The 14,518-nt window shown below is 57.7% G+C and carries 17 protein-coding genes; 13 read left to right on the top strand and 4 right to left on the bottom strand.

The window, feature by feature from the left end:
* Positions 1-536 precede the first annotated feature (536 nt).
* The 9 genes from recA to Q8N04_09375 all read left to right on the top strand — a co-directional run bounded on the left by recA (position 537) and on the right by Q8N04_09375 (position 9,044).
* Positions 537-1,619, top strand: a complete 1,083-nt coding sequence (gene recA, locus Q8N04_09415) for a recombinase RecA (GenBank protein ID MDP3090884.1) — start codon at positions 537-539, stop codon at positions 1,617-1,619.
* A gap of 11 nt (positions 1,620-1,630) precedes the next feature.
* Positions 1,631-2,122, top strand: coding sequence for a regulatory protein RecX (locus Q8N04_09410; GenBank protein ID MDP3090883.1), 492 nt, complete (start codon positions 1,631-1,633; stop codon positions 2,120-2,122).
* Positions 2,119-4,773, top strand: a complete 2,655-nt coding sequence (gene alaS / locus Q8N04_09405; protein MDP3090882.1) for an alanine--tRNA ligase — start codon at positions 2,119-2,121, stop codon at positions 4,771-4,773. Before Q8N04_09410 ends, alaS begins: the two co-directional genes overlap by 4 nt.
* Positions 4,721-5,362, top strand: coding sequence for a Holliday junction resolvase RuvX (gene ruvX / locus Q8N04_09400; GenBank protein ID MDP3090881.1), 642 nt, complete (start codon positions 4,721-4,723; stop codon positions 5,360-5,362). The genes alaS and ruvX overlap by 53 nt, the downstream gene beginning before the upstream one ends.
* Positions 5,277-6,311, top strand: coding sequence for an endolytic transglycosylase MltG (gene mltG / locus Q8N04_09395; protein MDP3090880.1), 1,035 nt, complete (start codon positions 5,277-5,279; stop codon positions 6,309-6,311). The genes ruvX and mltG overlap by 86 nt, the downstream gene beginning before the upstream one ends.
* Positions 6,312-6,328: 17 nt before the next feature.
* Positions 6,329-7,000 (top strand): deoxyribose-phosphate aldolase, encoded by a 672-nt coding sequence (gene deoC / locus Q8N04_09390; protein ID MDP3090879.1) that lies wholly within the window; start codon positions 6,329-6,331, stop codon positions 6,998-7,000.
* 10 nt (positions 7,001-7,010) lie between these two features.
* Positions 7,011-7,325, top strand: coding sequence for a PilZ domain-containing protein (locus tag Q8N04_09385; GenBank protein MDP3090878.1), 315 nt, complete (start codon positions 7,011-7,013; stop codon positions 7,323-7,325).
* 79 nt (positions 7,326-7,404) lie between these two features.
* Positions 7,405-8,562, top strand: a complete 1,158-nt coding sequence (locus Q8N04_09380; protein ID MDP3090877.1) for a phosphopentomutase — start codon at positions 7,405-7,407, stop codon at positions 8,560-8,562.
* 20 nt (positions 8,563-8,582) lie between these two features.
* A complete protein-coding gene (locus Q8N04_09375; GenBank protein MDP3090876.1) occupies positions 8,583-9,044 on the top strand; it encodes a RidA family protein in 462 nt (153 codons plus the stop codon).
* Positions 9,045-9,274: 230 nt separating this feature from the next.
* On the opposite strand, the gene Q8N04_09370 is transcribed toward Q8N04_09375, so the two are convergent.
* From Q8N04_09370 to Q8N04_09360, 3 genes are all read right to left on the bottom strand, one after another.
* Positions 9,275-10,117 carry a hypothetical protein gene (locus Q8N04_09370; GenBank protein ID MDP3090875.1) on the bottom strand — a complete coding sequence of 281 codons (843 nt, stop codon included), beginning with the start codon at positions 10,115-10,117 and terminating at the stop codon, positions 9,275-9,277.
* A 325-nt stretch (positions 10,118-10,442) separates the two neighbouring features.
* Entirely contained in the window at positions 10,443-10,682 is a 240-nt protein-coding gene (locus tag Q8N04_09365) for a type II toxin-antitoxin system HicA family toxin (protein ID MDP3090874.1), read from the bottom strand.
* Entirely contained in the window at positions 10,666-10,911 is a 246-nt protein-coding gene (locus Q8N04_09360; GenBank protein ID MDP3090873.1) for a type II toxin-antitoxin system HicB family antitoxin, read from the bottom strand. Before Q8N04_09360 ends, Q8N04_09365 begins: the two co-directional genes overlap by 17 nt.
* Before the next feature lie 247 nt (positions 10,912-11,158).
* Between Q8N04_09360 and Q8N04_09355 the strand changes: the two genes are divergently transcribed.
* Complete coding sequence (locus tag Q8N04_09355) at positions 11,159-11,365, top strand: type II toxin-antitoxin system HicB family antitoxin (protein MDP3090872.1); 207 nt, start codon at positions 11,159-11,161, stop codon at positions 11,363-11,365.
* 577 nt (positions 11,366-11,942) lie between these two features.
* Here Q8N04_09355 and Q8N04_09350 read toward each other — a convergent pair.
* A complete protein-coding gene (locus Q8N04_09350; protein ID MDP3090871.1) occupies positions 11,943-13,199 on the bottom strand; it encodes an integrase in 1,257 nt (418 codons plus the stop codon).
* A 167-nt stretch (positions 13,200-13,366) separates the two neighbouring features.
* On the opposite strand from Q8N04_09350, the gene Q8N04_09345 reads away from it, so the two are divergent.
* The 3 genes from Q8N04_09345 to Q8N04_09335 form a co-directional block, all read left to right on the top strand.
* Positions 13,367-13,606, top strand: coding sequence for a DUF433 domain-containing protein (locus tag Q8N04_09345; GenBank protein MDP3090870.1), 240 nt, complete (start codon positions 13,367-13,369; stop codon positions 13,604-13,606).
* Positions 13,603-13,959 carry a DUF5615 family PIN-like protein gene (locus tag Q8N04_09340; GenBank protein ID MDP3090869.1) on the top strand — a complete coding sequence of 119 codons (357 nt, stop codon included), beginning with the start codon at positions 13,603-13,605 and terminating at the stop codon, positions 13,957-13,959. The genes Q8N04_09345 and Q8N04_09340 overlap by 4 nt, the downstream gene beginning before the upstream one ends.
* Before the next feature lie 317 nt (positions 13,960-14,276).
* Positions 14,277-14,518, top strand: a 242-nt coding sequence (locus Q8N04_09335; protein MDP3090868.1) for a hypothetical protein, incomplete at its 3' end; no start/stop codon positions are given.

Below are 14,518 nucleotides of genomic sequence, written 5' to 3'. Positions count from 1 at the left end.
GGAACCGAGAACGCTTCGAGGATCGAAATGGTCAGGGGGTCAGCACTATCGGCGGTTTCGACCGGGTTCCATAGGGTGACGGGCGCTCCGAGGGTTTGCGCCAACACGCTGATGCAGAGCAGTAGCATCAGCCCAAGGGTTACATCGCCGGGGTGTTGATGCGAGGGGCCGGTGTGGAGGCGCCTAATCATGATGAATAAAAAATACTCCCGTTCGGATTTCCAGACAATATGAATCGTGCAAATAGCTTTGTGAAATACGTGTATTGTCACCGTATGTGAAGGCGTAGATTCAGCAGCGTTGAAGTCGGGCTGAGGGAGAACGTGTCAGGTCCGACTTCCAGATTCCAAATGGCAAAGGAAGCGTCGAGCAATATGGTTCTGTGTCCCCCGGGTGAAGATCTCTTTCCCTCCAGCTTTTCAATCGCGGCGATCAGGTCGCCGCGATGCATCCGCAACAACGGGAGGCTAGGTTTCCCCCTTCCGCTTGGGTATAATCCCCTTTCCTGAATCCTTCTTATAATGTAGGAGATTTGCATGTCAGAGAAAGACGACAAAAAACGCGCGTTAGAGTTGGCCCTTGCCCAGATCGAGAAGCAATACGGGAAGGGCGCCATCATGAAGCTGGGGGCAGACGAACGTCCTGCCGATGTCCCGGCCATCTCGACCGGGTCATTGGGACTCGATATCGCCCTCGGGGTCGGGGGCCTGCCTCGCGGACGGGTCATTGAAATTTTCGGCCCGGAATCGTCGGGCAAGACCACGATGACGCTTCATTGTATCGCCGAGGTTCAGAAGACCGGCGGTGTGGCTGCGTTTATCGATGCGGAACATGCCCTGGATTTGACCTATGCTAAAAAACTCGGGGTGCAGGATGACGAATTGCTCGTGTCCCAGCCGGATACCGGCGAACAGGCCCTGGAAATCGCCGAAACGCTGGTCCGGAGCGGAGCCATCGACCTGATCGTGGTGGACTCGGTGGCCGCGCTCACGCCGCGGGCTGAAATCGAAGGCGAAATGGGTGACTCCCATATGGGCTTGCAGGCCCGGCTCATGTCGCAAGCCTTGCGCAAGCTGACTGCGGCTATCTCCAAGTCTCAGACGACGCTGATTTTCATCAACCAGATCCGCATGAAGATCGGGGTGATGTTCGGCAATCCGGAAACCACGACCGGCGGCAATGCGTTGAAGTTCTATTCCTCGGTTCGCCTCGATATTCGTCGCATCGAGTCCGTGAAAGAAGGCCAGGATGTGATGGGGAACCGGGTGCGCGTGAAGGTCGTCAAGAACAAGATGGCGCCGCCGTTCCGCCAGGCGGAGTTCGACATCATGTTTGCCGAAGGTATCTCGAAGACTGGTGAATTGGTCGACATTGGTGTGGAAAAGAAAATCATCGATAAGTCCGGGGCCTGGTATTCCTATAAAGGTGAACGGGTCGGCCAGGGCCGTGATGCAGCGCGAGATTTTCTCAAGAATAATCCCGCTGTAGCGTTGGAAGTTGAAGCCAAACTTCGCGAACTGGCCGGGGTGCCTGCCCGCAATGCGAAGCGGCCGGAGCCCAAAGAAGAGAAGCCTGTGGCAAAGACGGAAAAGGGTGAGGAGAAGCGGGCGCACAAGTAGGCGGCAGACCTGTGGGTGGGAAGAATCGGACGTCGCCATCGTCTCCCGAAGAGTGGATGCATCTTGCCGTGCGGTATCTGGCTCGCTGGGATCGGACTGCGGCTCAGGTGGAGCAGTTTTTGTTGAGCAAGGGGGCGGCGGCGAATCAGGCGAAACAGACGATCAGCCGGTTGTCCGATCTCCGGTATCTCGATGATCGGGCCTACGCCGAGCGGTGGCTTGAGAGCCGGTTGGCGCGACAGCCGATGGGGCGTGAGCGCCTGTTAGCCGAGTTGCAGGCCAAAGGGATTCAGGACGCCGTTGCTGAAAGGGCTGTCAAGAAGGCCCTTCCCGATGTGGATGACGATACCCTCGCTACACGGGCGCTGAAATCCTGGCAGCGTAAGGGGCGGCCAGTGACGTCCGTACAGGCCGTCCGCCTCCTACGTCAGTGGGGTTTCGAAGAAGAGACGATCGAGCGTACTATACGAGCTCGCTTTAGACATGAGGGACTTGAGTCATGAAGAATAGTGCGCGCGAGCTTCGCCAGGCATTTATCCGGTATTTCGAGCAGCAGGGGCACCAGTCGGTGCCGAGCTCGGCCTTGATTCCCCAGGCCGATCCGACCCTGCTCTTTACGAATGCCGGGATGAATCAATTCAAGCGCGTGTTTTTGGGCGAGGAGACGCGCGCCTACAAGCGCGCCGTGACGGTGCAAAAGTGTCTGCGGGCCGGCGGAAAGCACAACGATCTGGAAAATGTCGGCTACACCCGGCGGCATCATACGTTTTTCGAGATGCTGGGGAACTTTTCGTTCGGGGACTATTTCAAAGAAGACGCCATCCTCTTCGGCTGGGAGTTTCTGACCAAGACGGTCGGGCTCGACCAGAGCCGGATGTGGGTCACCATCTTCCGCGAGGATGATGAAGCGGACCAGCTCTGGAAGAAAATCGGCGTATCTCCTTCCCGCATCGTCCGGTGCGGTGAGAAAGACAATTTCTGGCAGATGGCCGATACGGGTCCTTGCGGACCCTGCTCGGAACTGCATTTCGATCAAGGGCCCTCCGTACCGGGCAACGATACGCCGAACGGCGAGGGCGACCGCGTCATCGAGATCTGGAACCTCGTCTTCATGCAGTACAACCGTGATGCCTCGGGGAAGCTCAATCCCTTGCCGAAGCCCAGCATCGACACCGGCATGGGGCTGGAGCGGCTGACGGCGGTTGCGCAGGGAGTCTTGAGCAACTACGACAGCGATCTCTTTACGCCGTTGTTGACGGCGGTTGCAAAACGGGCTGGTCCTTTGGGGAGAGATGCGGCAGATGGATACCTGGAAGGGCAGCCATCCACGATGTCCCTTCGCGTCATTGCAGATCATCTCCGTGCAATTACTTTCTTAATTGCAGATGGAGTGTTGCCGTCAAACGAAGGTCGCGGCTATGTTCTCAGAAGAATTCTCCGTCGGGCTGCAAGGCATGGTCGGTTACTTGATATTAGAGAACCATTTTTACACGAGCTCACCGCGGTCGTTGTCGAACAGATGGGCGAGGCCTATTCGGAATTGAAAGGCGCCGCCGGGACGATCGCGGAAGCCACTCGCGGTGAAGAAGAACGATTTATCGCCACCCTCGATCAGGGCCTGCCGATTCTCAACGACATGATTGAGAAGGCCCGGTCATCCAGTAAGACGGTATTGGCCGGAACGGATATTTTCAAACTCTATGACACGTACGGGTTTCCGATGGACCTCATTCAGGAGGCCTGTCGTGAACAGGACATGACGGTCGATGAGAAGGGGTTTGATCAGGCGATCGAGGAACAGCGGAACCGCGCTCGGAAGACCGGCGGGTTCGAGCAGGAGACCGCCAGGCCGGCGGTGTCGGAGTTGGCCGGGCGTCTGGGGGCGACGAAGTTCGTCGGTTATGACCGGCTGGACACCGATGCAGTGCTGCAGGCGATTCTCAAGTCGGACCGGATGGTGAAGGAAGCGGCCGAGGGCGATGAAGTTGAAGTGGCACTCGATGTCACGCCGTTCTACGCCGAGGGCGGCGGCCAGATGGGCGATCAGGGTCTGTTGGTCGGTCCGGAAGGCCGATTGGAGATCAAGGAGACCACGAGGCCTGCGCCGACGCTGATTCTGCACAAGGGAATCGTGACCAAGGGACGGATCAGGGAAGGCGAGCAACTGCGGATGTCGGTCAATGCGACGACCCGGCAGGACGCGGCCAGGAATCACACGGCGACGCACTTGGTGCATGCGGCCTTGCGGGACATGCTGGGTCCTCATGTGAAGCAGTACGGATCGTTGGTCGGGCCGAACCGGCTGCGGTTCGACTTCGCGCATTTCCGCCCGCTCGCGACCCGCGATATCGACGAAATTGAGACAGTGGTGAACAACGAGATTCGCAAAAATGAAACGGTCTCGACCGAAGTGATGAGCATCCAGGATGCGGTGGCCAAGGGCGCCTTGGCGTTCTTCGGGGATAAATACGGGGAGCAGGTGCGGGTGGTCACGGTCGAATCCTTCAGCAAGGAACTCTGCGGTGGCACGCATTGCCAGCACACCGGCGAGATCGGGCTGTTCCGCATCGTATCGGAGACCGGTGTCGCGGCCGGCGTGCGACGCATCGAAGCCCAGACCGGCAGTGGGGCCTTTGCGTTGTTGAAGAAGGCCGAAGGAGAGATGCGGGAATTGTCCGATCTGCTCAAGGTCGGGCCGTCTGAACTGGTGAGCAAGACCCGCAAGGTGCTGACGCAACTGAAGGACAAAGAGCGTGAGCTGGAAGAGTTGAAATTGAAGATGGCCAGCGGATCGGCGGTTGCATCGAGTGCGAAGACCATTGCCGGCGTGCCGGTGCATGTGCAACGAACCGACGGGTTGGATGTGAACGGGATGCGGGCGTTGGCCGATCAATTACGGGACAAGCTCAAGAGCGGCGTGGTCGCGCTCGGCGCCGCGACCGAAGACGGCAAAGTAGCGCTCTTAGTGGTGGTGACGAAAGATCTGATCGGCAAACTCAAAGCCGGAGATTTGATTAAGGTCCTGGCCGCGGAAGTCGGGGGAACAGGTGGCGGGCGCCCCGAGATGGCCCAGGCCGGCGGCAAGGATGTATCCCGTCTCGATGCCGCGCTGGAAAAGGTCTTTGGTCTGGTCGAATCTGCCCTTCAGCGGTAAACTCATGCCTAGCCGTATTCTTGCACTGGATCACGGCACCAAGCGGATCGGCGTCGCCTTGAGCGATGAGCTGGGCTGGACCGCTCAGCCGTTAGAAACCTACGAGCGGCAGACACTGGATCTGGACATCGCCCATATTCTGGAACTGGTCAAGGTTCATGAAGTCGGGAAGGTGTTGTTGGGCCTTCCGTTGCGGCTGAACGGCGAAGAGGGCCTGGCGGTGCAGGCGGTGCATCAGTTTCTCGAGCGGCTCGCCGACGCGTTGCCGGTTCCGGTGGTCACGTGGGACGAGCGGCTGACCACGAAGGATGCGGAACAGCTGCTCATCGCCGCCGATGTCGGCTGGAAGAAACGCAAAGGGATGGTCGACCGGATCGCCGCCGCCATCCTCTTGCAGAGTTATCTGGAGGCTCAGTCACCTTCTCCGGTTCAAGGTCGTCCGACGGAGACCGAAGAAGGGGGTGAGCCGGACCACAGGCACCACGAAGTAGCCGGACGCCATTATGAAGCTGCGCGTGATCCTCATCGTGCTCGTCCTCGCCGCCGGACTCGCCGGGGTGGCCGCGTATCAGATGATGAAATGGGCTGAAGCGCCGGTCGTCACGGAAGCCGAGCATCCTCCCTCCAAAGTCGTCGTCATTGCCGAAGGCTCCACGTTTCAGCATGTCGCCGGTCTGCTTGAGCGTGAACGGCTCATTAAGAGCCGCTCGGCGTTTGTCTTGCTCGGCAAGGCCCTTGAAGCGGAACGCAAAATCCGTCCCGGCGAATATGAGCTGAATCCGGCGATGCCTCCGGCCGACATTCTCTCCAAGCTGATGGCCGGGCGGGTGGTCCTGCATGCGGTGACGATTCCCGAAGGCTATACGATGGTGCAGATCGCCGACGTCCTGGCGCAGCATCAAATCACGGATCGTGCCGAGTTCCTGCGTCTCGTCAAGGACAAGAGCTTCATCAAGACGCTCGGGATTTCAGCCGAGACGCTGGAAGGCTATCTCTACCCCGATACCTATCGATTCCCCAAGCCGGTGTCGGCCAAGGACGTCATCAGGACAATGGTGGAGCAGCTCAATCAGGTCGTCACTCCGGAATGGCAGGCGCGGGCGAAGGATATTCATCTCACGCTCCATCAGATCCTGACGCTGGCCTCGGTCATTGAAAAGGAAACGGGATCGGGGGAGGAGCGGCCGCAAATCTCGTCGGTGTTCCACAACCGGTTGCAGAAGAAGATTCCCCTCCAGAGCGACCCCACCGTGATTTACGGATTACCGAACTTCGACGGCAATCTCCATAAGAAGGATCTCTCGCATCCCAGCCCCTACAACACCTATCGGTGGGCCGGTCTGCCACCGGGGCCTATTGCCAGTCCGGGAGCGCAGGCGATCAGGGCCACGCTGTTTCCAGCGGTTTCGCCGTACCTGTACTTTGTGTCGAAGAATGACGGGACGCATCAGTTTTCCGCCACGCTGACGGAACATAATAAGGCCGTCGACAAATATCAAAAGCAGTTTTTCTCCCGCGCCCATCGCGGCCGAACGTAGAAGGAGTGTCCGCTGTCATGACTCGATGGAATCCTCCCGCGTTACTCGATCATACGGTTTTGCGTCCTGACGCGACCAAGGCCGATGTGTTGCGGCTTTGTCAGGAGGCCAAAGACCTGGGCTTCGTCGTCATCTTTGTGCCGCCTTGTTACGTCGATGAAGCAGTGGCTGCCACGGCAGGATCAGCCGTGCGGGTCGGCATTCCGATCGGCTTTCCGCTCGGGGGCCATACCACGAAGTCGAAGGTGGCGGAGGCCACGGAAGCCGTCGCTCGGGGTGCGCGGATTCTAGATATGGTGATCAACGTCAGCCGCCTGAAGTCCGGCGATCACGCCTATGTCCGGCAGGATATTGCGGAAGTGGTGAAGGCCACCCCGTCGGCCGAACATAAAGTGATTCTGGAGACCTGCCTGCTGACACAGCAGGAGAAGATTACCGCCTGTCATCTGGTGGTCGAAGCCGGGGCTGAGTATGTGAAGACTTCGACGGGATTTTCGACTGCCGGGGCTACGGTCGAAGACGTCCGGTTGATGAAGCAGTCGGTGGCCGGAAAGGCGAAGGTCAAAGCCTCCGGCGGGATCAGAGACTGGAAGACGACGCTGGCGATGCTCGAAGCCGGGGCCGATCGAATCGGTACGAGTGCGAGTCTGAAGATTCTAGAGGAGTGGAAGGTGCAGGGGAATCGATAGGAGGAGTACCATGCCGGAATTGCGCCGTCAGCCGAGATTCCAAGTGAATTGTCCGGTCTCCTTTGTCGTCGAGGATTTGGCGGGAACCGGCGCTATCTTCAATCTCTCGGAAGAAGGCTGTGCCATTGAAAGTGACGTGAGTGTGCCACAGGAAGGATATGCCTCGGCTTCTCTGACCATTCCGGGAGCATCTGATCCGGTTGTGGTCGATTTGGCCCGGGTCCGGTGGGTGACACGCCGCGAATTCGGACTGGAGTTCCGGATCATCAGCCAGGCCGCGCGCAAACATATCCGGCGCTATCTGCTTCTCGATCAGGCTGCGTAGCGGGGCCCTCCTCACTCGTCTCCATAGCGACACATGGAATGAGCTTTGTCCTCCCGATCCTTTTTGCTATAGTGCGCACATGATAAATCGAGTCATCCTTCTGGTCATCGACGGGTTTGGAGTCGGGGCATTGCCCGATGCGGCGGACTATGGCGATGCTGACGCCAATACGGTCGTTCATGTGGCGGAGGCGGTCGGCGGGCTGAGTCTCCCGAATCTGGAAACACTGGGGTTCGGTCATCTGGCGAAGATCCCCGGTGTGCGAGCCATGGCGCAACCGAACGGCTCGTTCGGGAAGATGGGCTTCGTTTCGCAGGGGGCCGATTCGGTTGTCGGGTACTGGGAAACCGGCGGGGTCATCCAAGCGCGCTCAGCCTCTCCCTTCCGCTCGGCCTTTCCGTTCGATGTCATTCAACAACTCGAGCAAAGCTTTGGACGAAAAGTCATCGGCAATCGTCTCGGCTATGCCCAATCGCTTATCGATGAATATGGCGCGGAGCATCTCTCCAGCGGCGCGCCCATCGTTTGGACCGACGGGGGGTGGACCTGCCATGTGGCGATGCATACCTCGGCCATGCCGGCCGCGGACTTCTACCAGTGCTGTCGGGATATTCGTAAAGCCTTCAAAGGGGTATTGGGACCGCAGCGAATCGTCGCCCATTCCTTCTCGGGTGACGCCGGTGCGTTTCAACTCGGCGGCGGCCGCAAAGATTATGTCGCTGAGCCGCCGGCCGTGAGCATGCTGGATGTGCTGAACCGCTCGGGCCAGATTGTCATGGGCATCGGCAAGGTGCACGACCTCTTTGCAGGACGTGGATTGACGCGGGCATTTCCCGCCGTCACTGCGATGGCGGCTCTCGAAGAAACCACTAAGCTGATCGCCAAGATGCCGCGCGGACTGCTTTACGCGAGCCTCGATCTGCTGACGGATGAGCCGGCGACGGCGGCAACGGCGCTGGAAGATTTCGACCGCCGGTTGCCGGATTTGTTTGAGAAGTTGCGCGTGGGCGATGTCGTGGTGATCACCGGCGATCATGGGCGGGATCTCACCAGGCCGGCCAAAGTGCCCACAAGGGAATATGTGCCTCTGTTAGTGACCGGCCCGAAGTTGTCTCAAGGCGTGAGTCTGGGTGTGCGGGCCTCAGCCGCCGATCTTGGCCAAACCATCGTCGAAGCGTTGCAGGCAGAACGGTTACCTGACGGAGAGAGTTTCTTTGAAGCCCTTCGCGCAGGATAAGCAAGAGAAGGATGTCGATCATGTCATTTGATGCCAAGCTGAAAGCGCTCCATATTGAGTTGCCCATGGCTCCCAAGCCCGTGGCGAACTATGTGCCGGTCGTGCGTGCCGGCGATCTCCTGTTTCTCTCCGGTGTGTTGCCGTCGCGCGATGGGCAACTCATCTGTACCGGCAAGCTCGGGCAGGGCATTACCATCGAGCAGGGGATGGAGGCGGCGAAGGTCGCGGCACTGAACGCATTGGCGATCGTGCGCAGCGAAGTCGGGTCTCTCGATAAAGTGAAGCGCATTGTGAAGATGGTCGGGCACATCGCCTCAGCTCCAGGCTTTACCGATCAACCTCAGGTTCTCAACGGGGCCTCCGATCTCCTCGTGCAAATCTTCGGCGAAGCCGGCAAGCACGCACGCGTCGCCGTCGGCGCCGCCGAACTCCCCCGCCAAGCCCCCGTCGAAATCGAATTGATCGTGCAGGTGATGTCGTAGTCAGCGGCGACTGAAGGCCTTGCCTAGCAACGGCTGCGAGATTTGAAGCCCCTGCAGTATCAGAGACTATAGCTCCCGATGGTATCTCATCGGTTCGTTCTCAATTACTTACAGAAGGGTCATAGGCAGGGGAGGACCCGATCAAACCTGATCGGACAGAATAGTTCTGCCACAATTTAGCCACAGCGTACATGGCGATTGTTTGCGTACGAGCAGTATTGAAGATGGTCTTACTGCTGCAATATTAATAGGTTAGGCGCAGAGGGAGGAGCGCAATCTGATAAGCGGCACACCAAAACAATGCCCATATGGTTGTTTTTTGACCACTCGTCTGGGGAGGGCAAGGCTCCATAGAAGGAGTCCCAGTCTTCCGGACGAATCGTCAAGCAGCCTTCAGAGTCCTTGTAATCTTTCTTTATCCGTCCGTCATGAACATTGATGCCGTCTGCAATCGTCTTCTGCCCCTGCTTATTGTTTCTATTCAGAGTCCTGATAAAACCGCCAGTAACGGTGGCCCTTGATGTTGACTCATCAACGGGGTCGTACGGATTGTCTTTCGTTCCCCCAAGTAGCCGTGGCACATAGGGCTTACCGTGGCGCTTATCTGGATTTCCGGCCTGGTGCACCCCCATGATAAACGGATAGTTTCCGCTTCTGATAGCTGGCACACGGTTGAGTACATCAAGAATATCATTGATATCAGCGAGGCTCGTATTGCCCAATTTAGCATTCCCGTTGCGCAGTGCTGTCGTTTCCTTCTCAAAGTGATTGAACGTGGAGACAATATCGGCATCGCTCGGCGGGCCTATATGTTTAAGGTCAATGTTCCAGCGCTGGTAGAATGCCCATGCGTCTGGCAGCGTTGACCCTCGCAGATCTTTTACTATGACGTTGCCATCCTTCTTCACGGTCACACGTGCCAAGTACTTATTGTTGACGTGTTCTGGAGTCAAGCTTGAGTCGTATTTGAATATTCCTTCCTCGAACACGATCTCGAAGTTTGCAGCGTTCGCTGTTTGAAGGACTGCTATAGAGATGAAAGCGGCGACGCAGTACCTGAGCCATCTAAACATTCTTGCCCCCTTCGGGAGAGTCAAACGCGGGTAATAAACTGCATTGAACTTTGCTTATGGATAGCGTTAAAAAGACCATGCCTCTGCTTATCGAAATCAGCCTGCAGAAACAGCCTCATAAGGAAGGCCCCTGGGGGGGGTATGATAATCGAAACTACTAAGAATGGTAATGGGCTATGGTTTGAATTGTCATGCCGGAAGATCGAGATTGCGGATTGCACATTCGCAGACTCTTCAAAGTTATTTGGGGGATCTCGAAAAATCCTGGTAGTCGATTGATGGCTGGCTGGCTGGGAGAATGGTGCAACGTATACTGACAGTATCGTCACGAATAGAAATGCGGGCGTAATTCGCCTTCTGAGACGAAACGACTGGCTTGGCGAAAGATGGCACGGAGTGTTCCGGAATCCAGTTCGGCATGGAGTGGGACGGTCAATACTTGGCGGACTCCGTCGACTTCGCGAACCAGTTTGACATGACTGCCCCGCTGGGAGGCCTGCTGGAAGCCGAAGCGCTGGAGGATGGTCAGAAGTTCACGGCCGCTGACTCTACGAAGCTTGGGCATGCGCCGGGTCCAGTTCCATTGTTAGTACTAGAGTTGGTTTCTGGCGCAGGCCAAACGCGGCAAGGTTTTCGCCTTCCAGATGGAGCGCTGTCGCTTCTTGCAGATGCTTGACGGTTTCGTCCAGCGTCCGCCCCTGGGTCACGACGGCAATCTCAAGACATTCGGCCACGTATCCGGATTCTTCACCAGGTCGAATCACTGCCTTGATGGTTTGTTGCAAGTAACTCATGCGGTCCTCCCAGTGCTGTTACTGAAGCTGAGAATACCCCCCTTGCTGGCATGAGGCAAGGGGGGAGCGACAATTGGACGCAAGTGCTGCGGGAGTGCCGAATGGTGGATAAATAGCGGTCATTTCAGTAGACTTACCTTCGATGGAGTGTGGCGTTGGTGAATGATAGGGGATTGGCGCAACAAGCTGGACGCTGCTCGTCGTCTAAGTGCTAGGGTTGAGGAATAGGGAAAGCTAAGAGGGACGCATGAAGTTTACGATTACCATTGCGCGTGATGAGGATGGGGTCTACATCGCTGAATGCCCGGCTATTCCCGGATGTGTCAGCCAAGGCAAGACGGAGGCAGAAGCGCAGGCGAATGTGCAGGATGCGATTAAGCAGTGCCTTGAAGCACGCGCTGAGATGGGGATGCCTCTGACGGTGCTCACTCGACAAGTGGAGGTCATCGCCTGATGCCTCCGGTTCCCATTCTTTCTCCGTCCGACGTCATCAAACTCTTTCAGCACCTTGGGTGGGAGGTGGTTCGCCAGAAAGGCAGTCATATTATTATGACGAGGCCAGGCCACACCACACTGCCACGCTCTCGGTCCCCAATCACCAGGAAGTCGCCCGAGGCACGTTGCGCAGTCTGATCGCAAAGGCAGGGCTGACCGTCGAGCAATTCCTCGCAGCCTCGAACAAGTAGCCGTTCTCCGCCTTGACACTCGAAAAAAATCGCTTGCTAGAGTCCTCTCGTCCCTCGCTTCACGTTGTACCCCGGTGGCTCCCTCCTGACACTTCGGTGCGTGGGGTTCTCGTGCCACGTGCAGGGAAGTTCCTTTGAAACATGCCAAGTCGGCAAAGACCTGATGCGCGAGCACGTATCGCGTAGGCCATGAGGAGAGCTGCTCGACCTTGGCTTTCTGCTCGGTTGTCCTACCCAGACGGTCTGCGACACTACGCGCCGCCATTCAGCTGAGTCATGCCTCTCACGGATCCGAGTATTTCCAATTCCGACATGAGCCTGAGCGACTCTTGCGAATGATGCGCGTCAGGTGGCGTATTGTTGGGATTTGTTAATCCGTTGAAACAGTTGTGTCCTGGCCTCGTTGAGGCGGTTGGCGGCCTCATTATCGCTGTATTCGCTGGCGATTGCCTCCAGATGGCTGAACGACATGCTCGGTTTGAGGTTGTCTGCGGTCTCTGATAACAACTTGAGCTTCTCGTACGGGGTCATCATATCCTCGTAGCGATAGCGCTTGCGCCGCTTGCCCTTTTTGTCAATGAACTCCGTGGGGAAATGGCACGGGCGGTGGAAGTTGAGATAGGGCGACAGGATGTCGGTCGTGAAGGCACTCACCACCTGGGCGCATCGTCCTGGAATATGGCTGTAGCCCAGATGCTTGCGCACGGTCGAAGCATTCTTGCTCTCCGCCAGCGCGTTGTCGTTGGTCTGCCGGGAGCGTGACTTGGTCTGTTCGATCCTAAGCTTCTCCAGTAACGTGGCGACGTGACGATTGAGGTACTCCGAACCGTTATCACTATGGAATCCCCGGATGGTGAACGGAAATGCCTCCAGCATCGCCTTCAGCACCGGCACCAGAAACCGTTCGCTGATCTTCTCCACGGCACAGATGCACTGGAACTGCGTCACCTCATCCACCGCATTGACGAGATACACCCCCTTGATGCCGTCCCTATCTCCCTGATGCACACTATCCATGCGCAAGTAACCGGGACGCCCGTCAGGGAACGGTTTCCTGCGTTCGCCGATGCTGTTCCTCACCGGACGGGTCTTGTCATAGGAACCGCGCACCGTCCGATAGGTCGTGTGGTGACGCAGGTTGTACAGGTGTCCGTTGGAGATCCGCGCCAGCCGCTCGAACCGGACATCGCCATGCACCCGGAGTGCCCGCTCGCACAGCTTGCGCGTGGTGGTGCCGGACAGGGTGCCGTGCAACGCATCGACCTCGGCCAGCAGACGAATATCTTCCGCCGTATAGCGCCGGGGAAAGGGTGCCGCAGGGGTACTGCGCCGATCTGAGATGCGTCCGCCGCCCAGAAACTGCGTGATGCGGCGTGTCACCTGGGCGCGGGAGAGGCCGGTGACCGTGGACAGATAGTGGCGCAGCACGCCACGGTCAGCACGCGATGCGTGCGTGTAGCCGAATCTCCGCAGCGTTTCGGCCATCCAGGCGTGGGCGCTGGCGCGGTCGGTGAGGGTGAAGGAAACCGGCGCGTTGCCCGCGCCGAAGCCGCGCACCTGTTCCAGTGTTTGTAATCCTTGGGTGTGTAACGTCACGATCATGCCTCCATGATCCCAACTTCCACCCCTTCAGGCTCACCTCACCTTGGATTCACAGCTCTCCGTTCAGGCTCGTGTGTCATTGGACAAGGCTCTCCGGTGACCTTAATGCGGGGGCGTGCTAGAATATTTGTGTGATGAGAGGCAAGGGAAAGCCTGGGAGAAGCCTTATGAACTACGAAGACTATATCCTGCGGGATGCTGCGGTTTGTGGCGGGGAGCCGGTGGTGAAGGGCACCAGAGTCACGGTGCGGACGATTCTTGCGAGTTTGGCCGAGGGAGCCAGCATCCAAGACATTCTCGCCGATTTTCCCAGCCTGACCGAGCTGTCTGTCCGTGCGGTGATTGCGTTCGCTGCCACATCTGCTGAAGAAGATTTGCCGCTTCCCAGTATTCCCCATATTGCATGAAGCTCAAACTCGACGAGAATGTACCGGCCCGCCTTGTCCGGTTGCTTGCCGCGTTGGGGCATGACGTCGATACTGTTCTGCAAGAGGGATTGACGGGTCAACCGGATGTTGATGTCTGGACTGCCACTCAGGCGGCTGAGCGGTTTCTTATCACGCAAGACTTAGACTTTTCCGATATTCGTCGGTTTTCTCCGGGTACCCATTGCGGACTGCTGCTTGTCCGACTACGGGCTCCAGGTCGAGCCGCGCTTCTGCAACGAATAGAGGCCCTTTTTAGGATCGAGTCTATTGAAACATGGAAGCGGGCGGTGGTGATCGTGACCGATCATAAATTGCGAGTTCGCCGCCCGTAGGTATAACTCACGGATTCGGGGGGTTCCCTCTCTCATTGGCTTGATGATTGTTCCTATTGCCTATCGGGACGGAGTGCGTTGTTGGATTGCGTCGTTGCATCCCTGGTTAATATGCTGTGATCCCTGCCTTGACACTCGAAAAATTCGCTTGCTATAGTCCTCTCGTCCCTCGCTTCACGTTGTACCCCGGTGGCTCTCTCCTGACTCCGGTGCGTGGGGTTCTCGTGCCACGTGCAGGGAAGTTCCTTTGAAACATGCCGAGTCGGCGATGACCTGATGCGCGGGCAATTCTTGCGCAGGCCATGAGGAGAGCTGTCATGACATTTCGACGAGTTTGTTTTGCACTGACCATTCTTGCGGTGTCGCTTCCTAGGTCTTCTTTTGCCGGGCAGGCCCCGATTGAGATTGCCCCGCGAACTGCGACCCCCGGATCGACGGTGGTCGTGAGCGGCAAAGGGTTGGGCGCGTTCAAATCCGTCCAGTTCAATAAAGTGACCTTTGCCGGGATGCCGGCGCTGATTCAGCGCTGGGAATCCGACCTGGTCGAGGTGAAGGTGCC

The organism is Nitrospira sp. (assembly GCA_030692565.1).
Classification (GTDB): Bacteria; Nitrospirota; Nitrospiria; order Nitrospirales; family Nitrospiraceae; genus Nitrospira_D.
Note: the sequence above shows the minus strand (reverse complement) of the source record. Positions and strands in the feature narration are given on the sequence as shown.

Coding starts and splice junctions, on each gene's coding strand:
- recA (MDP3090884.1), top strand. CDS start 537: ATGTCAGAGAAAGACGACAAAAAACGCGCGTTAGAGTTGGCCCTTGCC.
- alaS (MDP3090882.1), top strand. CDS start 2,119: ATGAAGAATAGTGCGCGCGAGCTTCGCCAGGCATTTATCCGGTATTTC.
- ruvX (MDP3090881.1), top strand. CDS start 4,721: ATGCCGCGCTGGAAAAGGTCTTTGGTCTGGTCGAATCTGCCCTTCAGC.
- mltG (MDP3090880.1), top strand. CDS start 5,277: ATGAAGCTGCGCGTGATCCTCATCGTGCTCGTCCTCGCCGCCGGACTC.
- deoC (MDP3090879.1), top strand. CDS start 6,329: ATGACTCGATGGAATCCTCCCGCGTTACTCGATCATACGGTTTTGCGT.
- Q8N04_09385 (MDP3090878.1), top strand. CDS start 7,011: ATGCCGGAATTGCGCCGTCAGCCGAGATTCCAAGTGAATTGTCCGGTC.
- Q8N04_09380 (MDP3090877.1), top strand. CDS start 7,405: ATGATAAATCGAGTCATCCTTCTGGTCATCGACGGGTTTGGAGTCGGG.
- Q8N04_09375 (MDP3090876.1), top strand. CDS start 8,583: ATGTCATTTGATGCCAAGCTGAAAGCGCTCCATATTGAGTTGCCCATG.
- Q8N04_09370 (MDP3090875.1), bottom strand. CDS start 10,117: ATGTTTAGATGGCTCAGGTACTGCGTCGCCGCTTTCATCTCTATAGCA.
- Q8N04_09365 (MDP3090874.1), bottom strand. CDS start 10,682: ATGCCCAAGCTTCGTAGAGTCAGCGGCCGTGAACTTCTGACCATCCTC.
- Q8N04_09360 (MDP3090873.1), bottom strand. CDS start 10,911: ATGAGTTACTTGCAACAAACCATCAAGGCAGTGATTCGACCTGGTGAA.
- Q8N04_09355 (MDP3090872.1), top strand. CDS start 11,159: ATGAAGTTTACGATTACCATTGCGCGTGATGAGGATGGGGTCTACATC.
- Q8N04_09350 (MDP3090871.1), bottom strand. CDS start 13,199: ATGATCGTGACGTTACACACCCAAGGATTACAAACACTGGAACAGGTG.
- Q8N04_09345 (MDP3090870.1), top strand. CDS start 13,367: ATGAACTACGAAGACTATATCCTGCGGGATGCTGCGGTTTGTGGCGGG.
- Q8N04_09340 (MDP3090869.1), top strand. CDS start 13,603: ATGAAGCTCAAACTCGACGAGAATGTACCGGCCCGCCTTGTCCGGTTG.